The organism is Paenibacillus piscarius (genome assembly GCF_022234545.1).
GTDB classification, from domain to species: Bacteria; Bacillota; Bacilli; order Paenibacillales; family Paenibacillaceae; genus Paenibacillus_AQ; species Paenibacillus_AQ piscarius.
On sequence record NZ_JAIEUI010000001.1, the window covers coordinates 277,402 to 294,798 of the forward strand.

Below are 17,397 nucleotides of genomic sequence, written 5' to 3' on the forward strand. Positions count from 1 at the left end.
CGGAGGGTTATTTGGCTATTCGGATGGTGCTTTCCATCTATGAAGTTTTCTTTGAAGCAACCTTTCGGTGATAGTTGTATTCTATACAATTAAGAACAGTGAAAAGACTGATTCTGTTCTCCTAACTGTAGTATGTGCAACTAAATTTTCCTAAATAGGCGAGAACCCGGTACAGCTGGATTTTTAAATGTACGAATGCAGTTAGACGAATATTCAGTGGTAAATTCGGCGATCCAGTTGTACAAAGTGCAGTTAGTCTCCTTTCGTGTGCGCCTAAACCGGACTACTCCCCCATAATCCTAATCTCCGTGTCCACCCGCTCCGCAGCTTCAAGTCCGCGGGCCCTCAGGAGCAGCGCACCTATGATCTCTTCGCCCCAGTTCTGCTCGTTCTGGGAGATGATCCGGGTAATCTGCCCGTTGTCCATGGCCTGCTTCAGGGCAGGGGTGAGACCCAGCGCAAAGTTATAGCGCTTCAGCCCCTTGGCCTTCCAGACCAGGACAGAGCTGGCGCTGGAGACGAAATCCAGATTGACCAGTGCACTGAAATGGGGGTGATCCGAGATCATCTGCTCCAGCTGCCGGGCGGCGAGCCCTTCGCTGCCATCATTATGCCGCACCTCCAGGACATCAATCTCCGTATGCCGGTTCAGATAATTCTCCAGGCCCTGCAGCCGCTCCCGGGTGCTCTTCATCCGCGACATCCCGGATTCGACCAGAATCATCCCTTTGCCGCTGAGCAGGCGGCTGACCGTCTGGCCGATAACTTCGCCGGTGGCCTGATTGTCCGCCCCGATATAAGCGTCCCGCCGGCTGCCGGGCGAATCGGACTCGAAGCAGACGACAGGTATGCCCTGGGCGGCTGCCTTATTGATGACCCCGGCGAGCGCCAGCGAATCAACCGGAGCAATCGCGATACCGTCCACGCCCCGCTTGATCATCATCTCCATCATACGGATCTGCTGCTCCAGATTGGCTTCATCAGGAGCCTGAACCAGCAGCCTGATGTTATGCCGGGCAGCTGCTTCTTCGGCCTTCTCTGTGATCATCTCATAAGAATCATTCACCATCGGGTAGAGAATGCCGAAGGTCAGCGGCGGCTCGCCGTCCGGGCTTGACGGGGCAGCGCTGCCGCCTGTAAGGGCTGCGTCCGGCACTTCGTCTGAGCGGGAGCAGCCGCCAAGGCTGAGCCCCGCTGCCAGCAGCAGAAGCAGGAGCCTGAGCAACAGGCGGGAAAGCCGGGTGGAGGTCACAACCGCTCCGCTCCCCGGCGGACAGGCTGCAGCAGGTCCTCGGGGCTGCCCTGCCGGCGGTATTCCATCGGAGTCATGCCCGTGACTTTTTTGAACAGATTAGAGAAGTAATGCTGGTCGTTATACCCTACCCTATAGGCGATCTCGAACGTTTTGTGCCCGGTCGATTTCAGCAGCTCCTTGGCTTTATCCATTCTGGTGGCGGTCAGGAATTCAGTAATCGTCTGCCCTGTCGCCTGGCTGAAGGTTTTACTCAGATGGCTGGGGCTGACTCTGACCACGCTCGCGATATCGTTCAGGGAGAGCTGATCCTTATCATACTGCTCACGGATATACTGCTTCACCCTGTCAATCAGCTCCCGGTGTTTGTCCGCTCCCTCCGAACGCCACGCCCACAGCCGTACGTACAGCTGCTCCAGATAGTCAAGCGCTTCGCTGGCTGTGGTGATCTGCTTCAGCTCCGGCTGCAATTCGCTGAGAAGGCCGGCCTGGCTGGCGGCTGCACGGAAGCTGAGCTTCGCCGTCTGCACCAGCTCCAGGGTAATATCGTTCATGAGGTAGCAGGCATAGCCGGAGTTCCAGTTCACCTGCGTGAGACCGGCGGACAGCTCCTGCAGGAAGGCCGGCATCTGCTGCTGATCCCCCAGCTTCAGGAACTGGATCAGCCGGCTGCGGTCCAGCAGAACCTCCCGGGCGGCGGACGGGTCCAGATAATCATCCAGCATCGCTGCCGAATGCATCCGTGACATCTTCTTCAGCATCCGGTCATTCTCGGCCTCCAGGTAGGAGAGGTGAATGCCCTGAAGGCGCTCGTGCGCCTTGCCCTTGCTGAAGCTAAGCTCCGCTCCGCAGGCTGCCTTCAGCTGCTGCTTCAGCGTAAGGTACAGCTCATCCAGGCTGCGGATCATCTGTACCGGATGGCTGCCTTTGCAGATCAGGACCGTCTCAGTCCGGCTGCGTTTATAGGTGAATGCCCCGGCGTGCTCCTTCAGCAGCTGGGAGAACAGCTCCTCCGCATCCGGCGCAGGCTGAGGGGGTTCCGGGAGATTCAGCGTAAACACCGCTGCGGCATAATAAGGGGCGGTCAGCTGCAGCTCCAGCTGCTGCGCCGCCTCGATGGCGGCGGCCGTGCCGATCAATCCTCCGCACAGGTCGGCGAACAGGTTCTCGGCGGTATAGGCATACTTCTGCTGTAGCCGCAGCTCCTCATCGATTCTGGCGCTGACCGTATGGAGCAGCTCCAGCAGGTCGGCTGCGCTGAACGGCTTCAGGCAATAATCCTCCACTCCCAGGCGCAGCGCCGTCTGGGCGTACTGGAAGTCGTCGTGTCCGCTCAGAATGATAATTTTGATCTTCGGAAATTGTTGGCGTACCACCGAACTCAGCTCCAGGCCGTTCATGAACGGCATGCGGATATCGGTAATCAGGATGTCAGGAAGCTGAGCTTCGATGACCGGGAGCGCCAGCTCGCCGTCGGGGGCGTCGCCGCAATAGAGGAAGCCTTCCTTCTCCCAATCTATACATTGCCGGATATTCTCGCGGATCAGAATCTCATCATCCACCAGCATAATCTTCTTCATCCTTGGACCCCCTGTTCTTGGGAATGAGAACCGTAATATGTGTGCCATAGCCTTCAGTACTGTCCAGCCGTATGCCATATTCCGCCCCGAAGTACAGCTTCAGCCGCTGATGCACATTCTGGAGGCCGAATCCGCGCTGCTCTCCCTCCGTATCTTCGGATTGAACGGGATGCTCGATGGAGGCCCGGAGGCAGTCGAGCCGGTCTTCAGCTATTCCTATGCCGTTGTCCGATACGGTGAGGAGGATGGAGCCGGCACTGGTGTAGCCGCCAATGCGGATCAATCCCATCCCCCGCTTATTCTTAATGCCATGGTACAAGGCGTTCTCAATCAGCGGCTGCAGCGTCATATTCAGAATCGGATAATCCTGCAGCTCCTCGGCAACCTCAATCCTGAACTCCAGAATGTCGCGGTAGCGCATCTGCTGGATGATCAGATAGCTGCGCGCGTGATCCAGCTCCGAACGGATCTGTACCCAGTCGCGCCCTTTGTTCAGGCTCAGCCGGAAGAAGCCCGAGAGCGCCTTCACCAGCCGGATCACGCCATCGTGATTGCCGGCTTCAGCCATCCAGACAATCGAATCCAGCGTGTTGTACAGAAAATGCGGATTGATCTGCGCCTGAAGCGTCCGCAGCTCCGCCTTCTGCAGCTGCTGCTGCTTGCGGATGCTCTGCGCCAGCAGCTCCTTGATCTGCTCCACCATAATGTTGAAGCTCTGTCCCAGATCGGCAATTTCATCCCGCCCGTCCGGCTTCACTTTGGCTTCCAGATAGCCGCTTGCGGTCAGGCGCATCTTATGCTGCAGCAGCTGAATAGGCCGGGTCAGCCGCCGGGTCAGCAGATAATGGAGCGTGATGGCGAACAGGATGCTTAAGGCCACGCTGATGATAATCAGCTGCCTGATCCGGTTGGCCTCGGCTACAATCTCCTGGAGCGGGGCGATGCCGATAATGGTCCAGCCGGTCGCCACGGAGGAGGTGTGGACGATGAACCGGGGCGGGCCGGTGGTCTGCTGTACGAAGCTGCCGCTGCCTCTAAGCTCCCGTTCAGGAATTCGGGTCTCCCGGACCAGTGTCTGCTCTGCCGCAGGGACAGGAGGCACATAGATCGGATTGTTCTGGGCATCGGTCAGATAGAAGAACCCGGTCGTCCCGATCTTCACCCTGTCACAGAATTCCTTGATGAAGGAATCGCTCAGATCGACAATGATGAACCCGATGACCTCATGGGTAATCCGCTGCTTAACCGCTGTCATGATCGAGATCACGCCCTGGCTTCCATAAGTGAAGCCGTCAACCCGGTCATAGCTGGACATCAGCGGCGGCGGAATCCTGAGAATCAGCTCCGGGCTGCGGAACAGCTCCTGGAAATGGGGACTTCGCATAGGATTGCTGCCCGACTGGAAGATGCCCCTGCGCTCGCTGATGCCTTTGCCGTAGAGATTGATCAGGCTGATGTTAAGTACATTCTCATATTTGTAGGTGTCCCGGTAAAGCGTGAAGGTCTGAAGAATATTCTTGGCCTCCTGATAGGTCTCGGACTGGGAGAACAGGAAGTGGATGACCTGCGGATTGTTGCTCAGCTCCAGGAGACGCTCGGTGTCCTTGAACAGGTTATCCATATTCGTTCCCAGCAGATCCGCCTGAAGCATACTGGAGGCCTTGCTGTGACTGGAAATAGACTGGTAGGATTTCTGGTACGAGATGAGGCCGACGGCAATCAGCGGTATCGTGGACAGCACAATGAACAGAGCCAGCAGTTTGGCTCTCAGGCTGGAGGAGATCCAGCGTGTGATCCGCATCATCGGGAGTTCCCTTTCACAAGTAGAGTTGAGAATAGATAGCTTCACAGTCTATTTTATAACAAATTCTGGAATGCTGAAACAAAAAAGAAAGCGCCAACAAAATTCGCAACTTTTGAATAAAAAAATACACTTGCTTCTCCCGCCGGAGGAAACAAAGCCAAAAATAGAAAGCAAACGCCAAAGGCTGCCCATATAACCCCTGCCCTGTAAGCGATTAAAATGGGCTCAACACCACAAAACAAGGTGATCACCCCAGGGGGAGGAAAACAACGTATGAAGAAAATCGGTAAAATGGGAGCGGCGCTGCTGCTGACCCTGTCCATGGCAATGCTCGGTGCCTGCGGCAACAGCAATGACGGGAATACGGCGGCGAAGAACGGCAATAGCGCCACACAAGCTCCGGCGGCGGATAACGGAGACAAGACGGAGGGGAAGAGTATTACACTCGGATTCTCCCAGGTCGGTGCAGAGAGCGGCTGGCGCAGTGCGAATACGAAGTCGATTCAGGATTCAGCCAAAGAGGCGGGCTACACGCTGAAGTTCTCGGATGCGCAGCAGAAGCAGGAGAATCAGATTAAGGCCCTCCGTTCGTTCATCCAGCAGAAGGTGGATGTGATCTCGTTCTCGCCGGTGGTGGAATCGGGATGGGATACGGTGCTTAAGGAGGCAAAAGCGGCCGGTATTCCGGTGGTGCTGACGGACCGGGCGGTAGACTCCAAGGACACCTCGCTGTATGTCACATTCCTCGGCTCTGACTTTGTAGAGGAGGGCCGCAAGGCGGGGCAGTGGCTGACCGAGCAATATAAAGACGCTGCTGAGGACGTTAATATCGTGGAGCTGCAGGGGACAACAGGCTCCGCCCCGGCCAATGACCGTATGTCAGGCTTCGCCGAGGTCATCAAGGATAATCCGCATCTGAAGATCATCGCTTCGCAGACCGGAGACTTCACCCGTGCCAAGGGTAAAGAGGTCATGCAGGCCTTCCTGAAGGCCAACAAGGATATTGATGTGCTGTATGCCCATAACGATGATATGGCGCTGGGGGCGATTCAGGCGATTGAAGCCGCGGGTCTGAAGCCGGGCCAGGATATCAAGATTATCTCGGTCGATGCGGTGAAGGACGGAATGCAGGCCGCCAGCGAGGGCAAAATCAACTTCATCGTCGAATGCAACCCGCTGCTCGGCTCGCAGCTTATGCAGGTGGTGAAGGATATCGTGGACGGCAAAGCAGTGGAGCCGCGCATCGTCACCGAGGAGACGACATTTACCTCTGAGCAGGCTAAGGAAGCTCTGCCCAGCCGCGAATACTAATCAGCAGTTAAGCCCGAATCCGGCTCCGGCAGTGAAGCAGCTGCCGGAGCGGTTCGTTATGGAGAGAAGGAGTGGTAGCAGCCATGAGCACGCAGATGCCCATTCTGCAAATGACCGGAATTCATAAGCGGTTTCCGGGAGTCAAAGCACTTAGCGGTGTCAATCTTCGCCTGTTCCCGGGCGAGGTTCATGCCTTGATGGGGGAGAACGGCGCCGGCAAGTCCACACTGATCAAGGTACTGACCGGCGTCTATTCCATTGATGAAGGCAGCGTGGAGATGGAGGGGGAATCCATTGCCGTACGCAGCCCGCAGGAATCACAGGCGGCCGGAATCAGCACTGTGTACCAGGAGGTGAATCTGTGTCCCAATCTGAGCGTTGCCGAGAATATCTTCATTGGAAGAGAGCCGCGGCGGCTGGGACGCATCCATTGGAAGGAGATGAACCGCAGGGCTGCGGAGCTGCTCCTTGAACGGATGAACCTGCAGATTGATGTCACGCTTCCCCTGCAGAGCTATTCCGTTGCGGTCCAGCAGCTGGTGGCGATTGCCCGGGCGCTGAATATCTCTGCCAAGGTGCTGATTCTGGATGAGCCGACCTCAAGCCTGGACCAGAATGAGGTGGAGCAGCTGTTCCGCATTATGAGGAAGCTGAAGCAGGACGGATTGGCCATTCTGTTCGTCACGCATTTTCTGGACCAGATGTATGAAATCTCGGACCGGGTGACCATTCTCCGGGGCGGAGAGCCGGCCGGTGAATACATGGTCGCTGAACTAAGCCGCCTGGAGCTGGTGCTGAAGATGATCGGCAAGGAGCTGGATCTGCTGGAGGAGCTGCCGCAGCTGGCAGCGGAGGACAAGAACAGTCTCGGCGATGAGCTGATCCGGGCGGAGGGGCTGGGCCGCCGGGGCGGCATTGAGCCGTTCGACCTGTCTATCCGCAAGGGGGAGGTCGTCGGGCTCGCCGGGCTGCTGGGGTCAGGGCGGACGGAGGCCGCCCGGCTGTTCTTCGGTGCCGACAAGCCGGACAGCGGGCACATCACGCTGGCCGCTTCGGGGGGCGGTATCCACTCTCCCCGGGAAGCGATCGCCCGGCGGATTGCCTTCTGCTCGGAGAACCGCAAGACCGAGGGGATCATCGGCGATCTTACCGTCAGAGAGAACATCATCCTGGCGCTCCAGGCCAAGGAGGGGATGTTCCGTACGATCTCCCGCAAGCGCCAGGAGGAGCTGGCCGAGGAATACATCCGTATCCTGAATATCAACCCTCCAAGCCCTGAGCATCTAATCAGGAACTTAAGCGGCGGCAATCAGCAGAAGGTGCTGCTGGCCCGCTGGCTGCTGACGAAGCCGGAGCTGTTCATTCTTGATGAGCCGACGCGCGGCATTGACATCGGAGCCAAGGCGGAGATTCAGAAGCTGGTGCTGACCCTCTCGCGGCAGGGCATGTCCTTCCTGTTCATCTCCTCGGAGCTGGAGGAGGTGCTGCGGGTCAGCGACCGGATCGCCATCCTGCGCGACCGCCGCAAGGTGAAGGAAATCTCGGATAAGGACATGAGCCAGCAGCAGATGATGCAGGCGATTGCAGGAGGCTAATCTATGAAGAACCGAATAGTCAAACATCACTTATTCTGGCCGCTGTGCGTGCTGGCTGCATTGCTGCTGTTCAATCTGGGGTATTCGCCGGACTTCTTCGCCATTACGGTCCATGACGGACACCTGTACGGAAGTCTGATCGATATTCTGAATTTCGGCGCACCGCTTATGCTGGTAGCCATCGGGATGACCCTGGTGGTGGCCACCAAGGGGATCGACCTGTCCGTCGGCTCCATTGTTGCGATATCCGGCGCGGTCGCCTGTCTGAGTATCAGCAGGGGAGCGGACCAGAACAGCATGGGGCTGATCCTGACCTCGGTGCTTCTGGCTCTGCTGCTGTCGCTGGTGCTGGGCGCCTGGAACGGCCTCCTGGTCTCCGGGGCCGGAATTCAGCCGATTATTGCCACGCTGATTCTGATGGTGGCCGGCAGGGGGATCGCCCAGCTCATCACCGGCGGGCAGATTATTACGGTCACCAGCCCGAACTATGCCTATATCGGGTCCGGTTCGCTGGCCGGGCTGCCGTTCTCAATCTTCGTCGTTGCGCTGATGTTGATTGTTGCCCTGCTGCTTACCCGGCGGACTGCTCTCGGCCTGTTCATTGAGTCGGTCGGCTGCAATCCGGCCGCCAGCCTGATGTCCGGTATCCGTGCCCGGTATGTGATCTTGGCCGTCTATGTATTCTGCGGCCTGTGCGCCGGCATCGCCGGCCTGCTGCTCAGCTCGAATGTCTCCAGCGCCGACGGCAATAATGCCGGACTCTGGAATGAGCTGGATGCCATTCTGGCCGTAGTCATCGGCGGAACGTCGCTAAGCGGCGGCCGGTTCTATCTCACCGGCACCGTCATCGGTGCGCTGATTATCCAGACGTTGACCACAACCATCTACATGATCGGGGTCCCGCCGGAGATTACCCTGGTCGTCAAAGCCTTTGTCGTTCTCGCGGTCTGCCTGATTCAGTCCAGCGCCTTCCGCGCTGCGGTTGCCGCCCGCTGGAAGACGCGGCATTATCCCGCAGAGAAGGAGATGCGCCGCCATGTCTCTTAACCGCAAGTATATTCCGATTCTGGTCACCATTCTGCTCTTCATCGTCATGTTCGTCGCCGGCTCCTTCCGGTATACCGGCTTCTTCTCGCTCCAGGTGCTGATGAACCTGCTGGTTGACAACGCCTTCCTGCTCATTACGGCAGTCGGCATGTCGTTCGTCATCCTGTCCGGCGGCATCGACCTCTCGGTCGGGTCAGTCATCGCCCTGTCGACCATGGTCTCCGCCAGCCTGGTCCAGCAGCACGGCTGGCCGCCTGCGGTGGTCATCCCGCTGGTGCTGCTGATGGGCGCCGCATTCGGCAGCCTGATGGGCGCCATCATCCATTACTTCGACATTCAGCCGTTCATCGTTACGCTGGCCGGGATGTTCCTCGCCCGGGGCTTATGTTATGTCATCAGCATCGATACCATTACTATTGACAATGCTTTCTACACGGCGGTGGCCCAGACGAGAATTCCGCTGCCCGGCGGCAGCTTCCTCTCAATCAGCGCCGTGATTGCCCTGCTGGTCGTGGCCGCGGCAATCTTTACCGCCCACTACACCCGGTTCGGGCGCAATGTGTATGCGCTGGGGGGCAGTGAGCAGTCGGCCCTGCTGATGGGCCTGCCGGTAGCCCGGACCAAGGTGCTGGTCTATACGCTCAGCGGACTGTGCTCGGCGCTGGCGGGAGTGGTCTTCACCTTCTATATGCTGTCCGGGTACGGGCTTCATGCGGTCGGCTTCGAGCTGGATACGATCGCGGCTGTGGTTATTGGCGGCACCCTGCTGACCGGCGGCGTCGGTTATGTACTGGGCACCTTCTTCGGTGTGCTGATCCAGGGCGTAATCCAGACCATTATCAGCTTCGAGGGGACGCTCAGCTCCTGGTGGACCAAGATTGTGATCGGCCTGCTGCTGTTCATCTTCATCCTGCTGCAGCGCGTATTAAGCTCCAGGCGGCTGATGCTCAAAGAATAAAGAAGACACAGAAAGCGGGCAAACGAATGGGAGAGACAAATTTTACTTGTCTCTCCCATTTTATGCTATATAATTGTAACCGCATCCATTACAATTCTGGAGGGATTCCTTTGCGAACGGTATTAAAGCGGCTGCCCCTTCGGCTTCACTCCTGTCTGCTCGTATTCCTGGTGCTCTTGGGCGGCTGTTCGGACAGTGCAAATCCAAACGTACAGCAGGCTGTGCCTTCGCCGGATCGTTCTCCGGCGCTTCTTAGCGGGCTTTTGCCGTCAGAGGAGGTTGTTCCCGCCAAGCAATTGGTGCTGGGCTTCTCCCAGCTCGGCTCAGAGAGTGCCTGGCGGGAGGCCAACACCGCTTCCATCCGCGAAGCCGCAGAGGAGGCCGGAATCACGCTGCGGCTTGGCAATGCCGAACAGGATCAGCAGAAGCAATTCGAGGCGATCCGTTCTTTTATCAGAGACAAGGTTGATGTGATTGCGGTGGCTCCGGTGGTGCAGACCGGCTGGGAGCCGATTCTGCTTGAGATCCGTCAGGCGGGGATTCCTGTAATTATAGTCGACCGTTCCGTGAATGTGGAGGACAGCTCCCTGTATGTAACCTTCATCGGCTCCGACTTCTATCAGGAAGGGGTCAAGGCGGCCAAATATGTGATCGACAAGATGCGCCATCATCCTGAGGCGATCCGCATCGCCGAGCTACAGGGCACGGTAGGCTCGACACCGTCCATCGACCGCGGGCGCGGGTTCCGCAAGCTGATGGAAGAGAGGCCGAACCTCCGGATTACGATGAGCGCTCCCGCCGATTTCACACAGAGCGGCGGGCGTGAGGTAATGCGGACGTTTTTGCAGCAGCCGGAGGAGAAGTGGCCCCGGGTGCTTTTTTCCCATAATGACGATATGGCGATTGGTGCGGTGGAGGCGATCCGGGAAGCGGGCCTGGTGCCCGGGAAGGACATCATCATTGTCTCGGTGGACGGTACGCGCCGGGCGTTCGAGCAGATGGTTGCGGGCAACATCAATGCGGTGGTGGAATGTAATCCGCTGCTGGGACCGCTGCTTATGCAGGCGGCTGCAGAGATTATGGCCGGGCGGACGCTGCCCAAACGGATGGTCACACCGGAGGATATTTATACGCAGGAGCTGGCGGCGATGGAAGTTGCGAACCGCAAATATTGAGCAGACAAAATACCAAAAAAATTCAACTTTTCAAACAAAAATCTACATTGTTCCTTAGCGGGAAGTAGTTTAAGATGAACTCGAATAACAAATATTAGTAGATTCATTCAAAGAATACAAGCGGAAAGGAGGAGGCAGGCAGGAATCCGGCATTTGTAGCGCATCCGATTGTAAGGGTTTACAACATTATGTAATGGAGGTGCATGTCAATGTTCAAAAAGCTCTCGGTGCTGGCCATGACCTTCGTGCTGCTGCTGGGCTGTCTGCCTATGCTCTCAGCACATGCGGCAGGCAATGCCACGGCCAAAACCCCCGGCAATTCTAACCCGCTGATGGATCACAAGCTGGGAGCCGACCCCTTCGCGCTGACGTATAACGGACGAGTCTACATCTATATGTCCAGCGATGCCTATGTCTATAACAGCAATGGCACAGTGAAGGACAATGATTTCAGTGCTCTGAACAAAATCAATGTCATCTCGTCGGCCGATATGGTGAATTGGACCGATCACGGCGCCATCCCGGTAGCCGGAGCCAACAATGTGAACGGCTCGGCAGGGATTGCCAAGTGGGCCTCGCTCTCCTGGGCGCCTTCGGCAGCCGTGAAGAAGATCAACGGGCAGGACAAGTTCTTCCTGTACTTCGCCAACGGTGCATCCGGCATCGGTGTGCTCACCGCCAACTCTCCGCTCGGCCCGTGGACGGATCCGCTGGGCAAGGCGCTGGTGACCGGCAGCACACCCGGAATGTCCGGCGTAACCTGGCTGTTTGATCCGGCGGTGCTGGTTGACGACGACGGCAGCGGATATCTGTATGCCGGCGGGGGCATTCCCAACAATTCGGACCCGGCATCCATCGCGAGCCCTAAGACTGCGCGTGTTCTCCGTCTGGGCGCAGATATGACGAGCATTGTTGGAAGCGCATCCACCATTGATGCTCCCTACATGTTCGAGGATTCAGGCATCCACAAATACGGCGGCAAATATTATTATTCCTATTGCATCAACTTCTCGGGCTCGCACCCGGCGGCTTATCCCGCAGGCGAAATCGGCTATATGGTGAGTAACAGCCCGATGGGCCCCTTCACCTATACCGGGCATTTCCTGAAGAATCCGTATACCTTCTTCGGAGTGGGCGGCAACAACCACCATGCGGTGTTCAACTTCAATAACGAGTGGTATGTGGTGTACCATGCCCAGACTGTGGCGAAGGCTGTACTCGGCGACGGCAAGGGCTACCGCTCCCCGCATATCAACAAGCTGTTCCACAATTCTAACGGGACCATTCAGGAGGTTCAGGGCAATATGGCGGGCGTCGCCCAGATTGCCAATCTGAATCCGTATAACCGGGTAGAAGCCGAGACGATCGGCTGGAACGCGGGCATCACCACTGAACGCTCCCAAGCTTCCGGCGGTCCGGTAGGCAATATGAACGTGACCAATATTAACAATGGAGACTGGGTTGCAGTGGGCAATGCCGATTTCGGCAACGGTGCTTCCAGCTTCAAGGCGAATGTGGCTTCTGCCACAGGCGGCGGCAAAATCGAGATCCGGCTCGACAGCGCAACCGGCCCGCTGGTCGGTACGCTCAATGTTCCTGCTACGGGAGGAGCGCAGTCCTGGCAAGAGGTGCAGACTACGGTCAGCAATGCGGCCGGGGTGCACAGACTCTTTCTGGTCTTCACCGGATCAGGCTCCGGTAACCTGTTCAACTTCGATTACTGGCAATTCTCATCCGGCGGCGATGGCGGCACGACTCCTCCTCCGGTGAGCAAGGTGGAAGCGGAGGATATGACGCTAAGCGGCACTTATGCCGGCAAGATCACTTCCCCGTTCAACGGAGTAGCGTTATACGCCAATAATGATGCGGCTTCATTCAATCAATATTATGCCTTCGGCACGCATAACTTCTCGGTGCGGGGGGCTTCTAACAATTCGTCCACAGCCAGAGTCGATCTGTTGATCGGCGGCGTGAATGCCGGCTCCTTCTATTTCACGGGCACGACACCGACTGTTCAGACCTTGACCAATGTGGCCCATGCCACCGGCAATCAGGAGGTCAAGCTGGTGGTGACCACGGATAATGGAAGCTGGGATGCCTATGTGGATTATATTGAATGGAGCCAGTGACGGGGCAAGCAGGGGGGAGGGCAGGCGTGAAACCTATACGTTCTTTTATTTTTAAAAAAACAGGGCTGTACCTGCTGGCAGTTTCACTTATGCTCGGCATCCTGTTCAATGGTTCGGCGGTTAGCGCAGCGACTTTCAATAACCCGTTCATCTATGCCGATGCCCCGGACAATGATGTCATCCGGGTGGGCAATGTCTATTACATGACCAGCACCACCATGCATATGAACCCCGGTGTCCCGGTCATGAAGTCTTATGATCTGGTGAACTGGGAGATCGTGAATTATGTCTATGATACGTATGCGAACGGGGATGCCCAGAACCTGAACAACGGGCAGAACGAATACGGCAAGGGATCGTGGGCGAGCAGTCTCCGGTACAATAACGGTATCTATTATGTATCGTTCGGGTCCAATGCTACCGGCCGGACCTATATCTATCAGACGACGAACATCGAGAGCGGTCCGTGGACCTCTTCGGTTCTGGGCAGCTACTATCACGATGCTTCGCTGCTGTTCGATAACGGGCGGGTCTTCCTGGTCTATGGCGTGGATAACATCAGCCTGATTGAGCTGACGGCAGATGCCAAGGCAATCAAATCGGGCGGATTGAATCAGGTGATCATTCCGAATTCGAGCAATATTGCCGGTTCGAGCTTCATCGTGAAGGCCGAGGGCGCGCATATCCAGAAGATTAACGGGTATTATTATGTTTTTCTGATCTGCTGGCCCTCCGGCAGCGGGCGCACCCAGTTAACCTACCGATCGTCTAACTTAACCGGCGGTTATACAGGCCAGGTGTCGCTGAACGACTCGGGCATTGCCCAGGGCGGGATTGTGGATACACCGTCCGGCTCCTGGTATGCCATGCTCTTCAGGGACAGCGGTGCGGTTGGACGTATGCCTTATCTGGTACCTGTAACCTGGTCAAACAATTGGCCGGTCTTCGGAACCGGGGGCAAAGCGCCGCGGACGCTGAATCTGCCGGTGGAAGGATATCCGGTGAAGAAGGTGTATGCCTCTGACGAGTTCAATGCGGGGGCATCAGGGACAGGGCTGGCCAAGGTCTGGCAGTGGAACCACAATCCCGATAACTCGAAGTGGTCGCTGACTCAGCGTTCCGGGTTCATGCGGCTGACGACGGGCAAGGTGAGTACAAGCATACTGGATGCCCGCAACACGCTGACCCAGCGGACGTTCGGGCCTAAGAGTACAGGGATTACCGCGCTGGAGACGGGCGGAATGAAGGACGGGGATGTTGCCGGACTGGCTGCTTTTCAGGCTAAATATGGCTTCGCCGGTGTGAAGGTATCGGGCAGCTCCAAGTCAATTGTCATGGTCAACGCCAGCTCCGGCTCCATGGTTCAGGTGGCCAATGTGCCGCTCAATCAGAACAGAGTCTACCTGAAGGTGGTATGCGACTTCACCAATCAGACGGACAAGGCATACTTCTATTACAGTCTGGACGGTAACAACTGGACGGCCTTGGGGAATACGCTGCAAATGTCTTATACCCTGCCGCATTTCATGGGCTACCGGTTTGCCTTATTCAATTACGCTACGAAGGCAGCAGGCGGCTATGCGGATTTCGATTATCTGCGTCTGGAATAGCTTGTGTGAATTTGAATCTAAATAGAAGAAGGAGATGTGTTCAATTGAAGAATCGAATCAAGAAGGTTGTGGGCGGGCTGGCCTTAGCCAGTGTCCTGCTTACATCAGTGATGGCAGGGAGCGCCAGCGCAGCTATTACTAACGGCTCCAAGTTCCTGGGCAATATCATCGCCGGAAGTGCACCAAGTAACTTCACTACCTACTGGAATCAGGTAACACCGGAGAACGGCACTAAATGGGGATCGATTGAAGGTACCCGCAACCAGATGAACTGGGGCAATGCCGATATGATCTATAACTATGCGATTAGCAAGAACATCCCGTTCAAATTCCATACCCTCGTCTGGGGAAGCCAGGAGCCGAACTGGGTCGCTGGCTTATCGGCAGCGGAGCAGAAGGCGGAGATCAGCTCCTTCATTGCGCAGGCAGGCCAGCGTTATTCCGCGAAGACAGCTTTTGTGGACGTCGTCAATGAACCGCTGCATGCCAAGCCTTCGTACCGCAATGCCATCGGCGGCGATGGCAGCACCGGCTGGGATTGGGTCATCTGGTCCTTCCAGCAAGCCCGGGCCGCCTTCCCGAACGCCAAGCTGCACCTCAATGACTACGGCATTATCGGTGACCCCAGCGCGGCCGACAAATATGTGAACATTATCAATATCCTGAAGTCCAGAGGTCTGATCGACGGCATCGGCATTCAGTGCCACTACTTCAATATGGATAATGTCAGTGTGAGCACGATGAATACGGTGCTGAACAAGCTGGCGGCGACCGGACTGCCGATCTACGTCTCTGAGCTAGACATCACCGGCGATGACAACACCCAGCTGGCCAGATACCAAACGAAGTTCCCGGTGCTGTGGAACCATCCTTCGGTCAAGGGTGTAACCCTGTGGGGCTACATCCAGAATCAGACCTGGGCCTCGGGCACTCACCTGGTGAATTCCAACGGCACCGAGCGTCCGGCGCTGAAATGGCTGAAGCAATATCTGGGCGGCTCCTCGGCGTTGATGGAAACTACCGATGGTCTTGATATCACGGATGCTAGTTCGGTTCAACCTGATAGCGTGGTGCAACCGGATAGCGTGGTGCAACCTGATAGCGTAGTCCAGCCGGAGCTGGAGGTCGTTCCGGGCGAGTAAGCTCCTTGGCTGGGGGCCGTTCTTGCCGGGTAGCTCGTAAGCTTGGCTGGAAGCTGTTTCGGCTCAGTTAGCTGGTAAGTGTGGTGAGGCTGCACTGGGGCGAGTAAGCACCCGTGCACGGCAAGGGCCGTTCCGGCCGAGTAAGCTGAAGCAAGCCTTCAGCACAAGAGCTGTTGCCGAAGTGCGAACAAGGCTGTTACAGCTGCGATAAGAAGGCTGCTCCCTAGCGTAAACAAGGCTGCTCCCCATGCGCCGCAAGTTGCGCTAGGAGCAGCTTTTTTGTGGTGAGGAAGAGCGTTGTGTGGGTGCGTGGGCGGAATGAAGTTGAAAAACCGAACACATTGGTCGTGGCGGAGGTGCGCGGACCCAATGTAATCGGAAAACCGATCACATTGGGCCGGGCGGGTTGCGTAGCCGGAAATGTAATCGGAAAACCGATCACATTGGGCCAGATGGGTAGCGTAGCCGGAAATGTAATCGGAAAACCGATCACATTGGGTCGGATGGGGAGTGTAGACGGAAATGTAATCGGAAAACCGATCACATTGGGCCGGATGGGGAGTGTAGACGGAAATGTAATCGGAAAAGCGAATACATTCGGCGCAGCGGAGGCACGTGGAGCAAACGTATGCGAAAAACCAAACACATTTTGCTTCCAGAGCTGACCTGTAAGGTGTTTGCTATCTGCATCTTGCGTTCTATGAGCAAAAGTGGCACACTAGTATTAGTTATAGTAGACGTGGCAAAGGATGCCCCGCTCCCTTCTATCCTTAGAAGGTGGCGGGGCTTTGTGCGTTCACACATTAATTTCATTGTAGAGCGAGGGGATTGAAGTGGGATTTACTGAAGAACATGACCAGTGGTTAAGCCATCATCTGAAACGAAGAAAGGGGGAGCGGCTTGATGCGCTGAAGCGGGGGCATAGCTACGGTAACCGCCTATTCGTGGAATGTGTGTGGTGGCCACTTGTTGGACATTTTCATGGACTCCATCCGGAATATGAAGTTAAGGATTGGCGCGGCAGATCCTACTATATTGATTTACTGTGGAAGGTCGGTTCCTCGCGGATTGCATTCGAGATTATGGATTATGGATCGCATGGAACGGAACGTAGCAAATACCGGATGGATTTGAATCGCGGTCTCTTCCTGCAATCACAAGACTACATGATGCTCTATATCTCGCTGGATGAGATGAAAGAAAATCCGTCTTTCATTCTCTCCACACTGCGGAACCTGCTGTTTCCGTATTTCTCCGCAGCGGCTACTAATGGAAGCATGGAGAAACCCTATACCAGAATTGAACGAGATTTGATGCGGTTAGCCATTCGCAACCACCGTGTTCTCCGTCCAGGTGATGCAGCGAGGGAGCTTGAGTTACATTACACGACAATTATTAAGTACAGCCGTATGCTAGTGGATAAGGGGAAATTCCGTCCTGTAGCGAGAGGGACATCTCCACGGGTTACATACTACGAGTACATAGGTACAATTCAAAGCCCGGATCTGGTCTGAACAACAGCGTCAAGCGAATGTAATCGGAAAACCGATTACAATGGGCCGGACGGGTGGCGCAGCCGGAAATGTAATCGGAAAACCGATTACAATGGGCCGCGTGGGTGACGTAGCCGGAAATGTAATCGGAAAACCAATTACTATGGGCCGGGCGGGTGACGTAGCCGGAAATGTAATCGGAAAACCGATTACAATGGGCCGGACGGGTGACGCAGCCGGAAATGTAATCGGAAAACCGATTACAATGGGCCGGACGGGTGACGCAGCCGGAAATGTAATC

13 protein-coding genes and 2 pseudogenes are annotated in these 17,397 nt (G+C 56.3%); 12 read left to right on the forward strand and 3 right to left on the reverse strand.

The annotated features are described in order from the left end of the window. Positions 1-283: 283 nt before the first annotated feature. From K1558_RS01100 to K1558_RS01110, 3 genes are read right to left on the reverse strand one after another with little or no spacing between them, the layout of a single operon-like run. Complete coding sequence (locus tag K1558_RS01100; protein ID WP_238649527.1) at positions 284-1,252, reverse strand: sugar ABC transporter substrate-binding protein; 969 nt, start codon at positions 1,250-1,252, stop codon at positions 284-286. Continuing rightward, entirely contained in the window at positions 1,249-2,832 is a 1,584-nt protein-coding gene (locus K1558_RS01105) for a response regulator (protein WP_238649528.1), read from the reverse strand. The genes K1558_RS01100 and K1558_RS01105 overlap by 4 nt, the downstream gene beginning before the upstream one ends. Beyond that, a complete protein-coding gene (locus K1558_RS01110) occupies positions 2,807-4,636 on the reverse strand; it encodes a cache domain-containing sensor histidine kinase (protein WP_238649529.1) in 1,830 nt (609 codons plus the stop codon). Before K1558_RS01110 ends, K1558_RS01105 begins: the two co-directional genes overlap by 26 nt. On the opposite strand from K1558_RS01110, the gene K1558_RS01115 reads away from it, so the two are divergent. The 12 genes and pseudogenes from K1558_RS01115 to K1558_RS01170 all read left to right on the forward strand — a co-directional run. Further along, entirely contained in the window at positions 4,623-4,832 is a 210-nt protein-coding gene (locus K1558_RS01115; protein WP_238649530.1) for a hypothetical protein, read from the forward strand. The genes K1558_RS01110 and K1558_RS01115 overlap by 14 nt on opposite strands. Before the next feature lie 77 nt (positions 4,833-4,909). Continuing rightward, positions 4,910-5,947, forward strand: a complete 1,038-nt coding sequence (locus K1558_RS01120) for an ABC transporter substrate-binding protein (protein WP_238649531.1) — start codon at positions 4,910-4,912, stop codon at positions 5,945-5,947. 83 nt (positions 5,948-6,030) lie between these two features. Next, on the forward strand, positions 6,031-7,542 hold the full coding sequence (locus K1558_RS01125; protein ID WP_238649532.1) for a sugar ABC transporter ATP-binding protein: 1,512 nt from the start codon (positions 6,031-6,033) through the stop codon (positions 7,540-7,542). 3 nt (positions 7,543-7,545) lie between these two features. Further along, a complete protein-coding gene (locus K1558_RS01130; protein ID WP_238649533.1) occupies positions 7,546-8,589 on the forward strand; it encodes an ABC transporter permease in 1,044 nt (347 codons plus the stop codon). Continuing rightward, a complete protein-coding gene (yjfF, locus tag K1558_RS01135) occupies positions 8,579-9,547 on the forward strand; it encodes a galactofuranose ABC transporter, permease protein YjfF (RefSeq protein WP_238649534.1) in 969 nt (322 codons plus the stop codon). Before K1558_RS01130 ends, yjfF begins: the two co-directional genes overlap by 11 nt. A 110-nt stretch (positions 9,548-9,657) precedes the next feature. Next, positions 9,658-10,722: an ABC transporter substrate-binding protein gene (locus K1558_RS01140; RefSeq protein ID WP_238649535.1), complete on the forward strand. Its 1,065-nt coding sequence runs from the start codon at positions 9,658-9,660 to the stop codon at positions 10,720-10,722. Between the two features lie 209 nt (positions 10,723-10,931). Beyond that, positions 10,932-12,455: pseudogene (locus tag K1558_RS01145) on the forward strand (glycoside hydrolase family 43 protein); the annotation flags it as partial. 57 nt (positions 12,456-12,512) lie between these two features. Continuing rightward, positions 12,513-12,851: pseudogene (locus tag K1558_RS01150) on the forward strand (carbohydrate-binding protein); the annotation flags it as partial. An 89-nt stretch (positions 12,852-12,940) separates the two neighbouring features. Further along, on the forward strand, positions 12,941-14,461 hold the full coding sequence (locus K1558_RS01155) for a glycoside hydrolase family 43 protein (protein WP_238649994.1): 1,521 nt from the start codon (positions 12,941-12,943) through the stop codon (positions 14,459-14,461). Between the two features lie 44 nt (positions 14,462-14,505). Beyond that, positions 14,506-15,603, forward strand: coding sequence for an endo-1,4-beta-xylanase (locus K1558_RS01160; protein ID WP_238649536.1), 1,098 nt, complete (start codon positions 14,506-14,508; stop codon positions 15,601-15,603). Positions 15,604-16,436: 833 nt separating this feature from the next. Next, positions 16,437-17,117, forward strand: a complete 681-nt coding sequence (locus K1558_RS01165; protein WP_238649537.1) for a hypothetical protein — start codon at positions 16,437-16,439, stop codon at positions 17,115-17,117. 40 nt (positions 17,118-17,157) lie between these two features. Then, on the forward strand, positions 17,158-17,397 hold a 240-nt coding region (locus K1558_RS01170; RefSeq protein WP_238649538.1), incomplete at its 3' end, for a hypothetical protein.

Bases quoted from the DNA above. Each gene is read 5' to 3' on its own strand.
- K1558_RS01110 (WP_238649529.1), bottom strand. From the start codon at position 4,636: ATGATGCGGATCACACGCTGGATCTCCTCCAGCCTGAGAGCCAAACTG.
- K1558_RS01125 (WP_238649532.1), top strand. From the start codon at position 6,031: ATGAGCACGCAGATGCCCATTCTGCAAATGACCGGAATTCATAAGCGG.
- K1558_RS01155 (WP_238649994.1), top strand. From the start codon at position 12,941: ATGCTCGGCATCCTGTTCAATGGTTCGGCGGTTAGCGCAGCGACTTTC.
- K1558_RS01130 (WP_238649533.1), top strand. From the start codon at position 7,546: ATGAAGAACCGAATAGTCAAACATCACTTATTCTGGCCGCTGTGCGTG.
- K1558_RS01105 (WP_238649528.1), bottom strand. From the start codon at position 2,832: ATGAAGAAGATTATGCTGGTGGATGATGAGATTCTGATCCGCGAGAAT.
- yjfF (WP_238649534.1), top strand. From the start codon at position 8,579: ATGTCTCTTAACCGCAAGTATATTCCGATTCTGGTCACCATTCTGCTC.
- K1558_RS01120 (WP_238649531.1), top strand. From the start codon at position 4,910: ATGAAGAAAATCGGTAAAATGGGAGCGGCGCTGCTGCTGACCCTGTCC.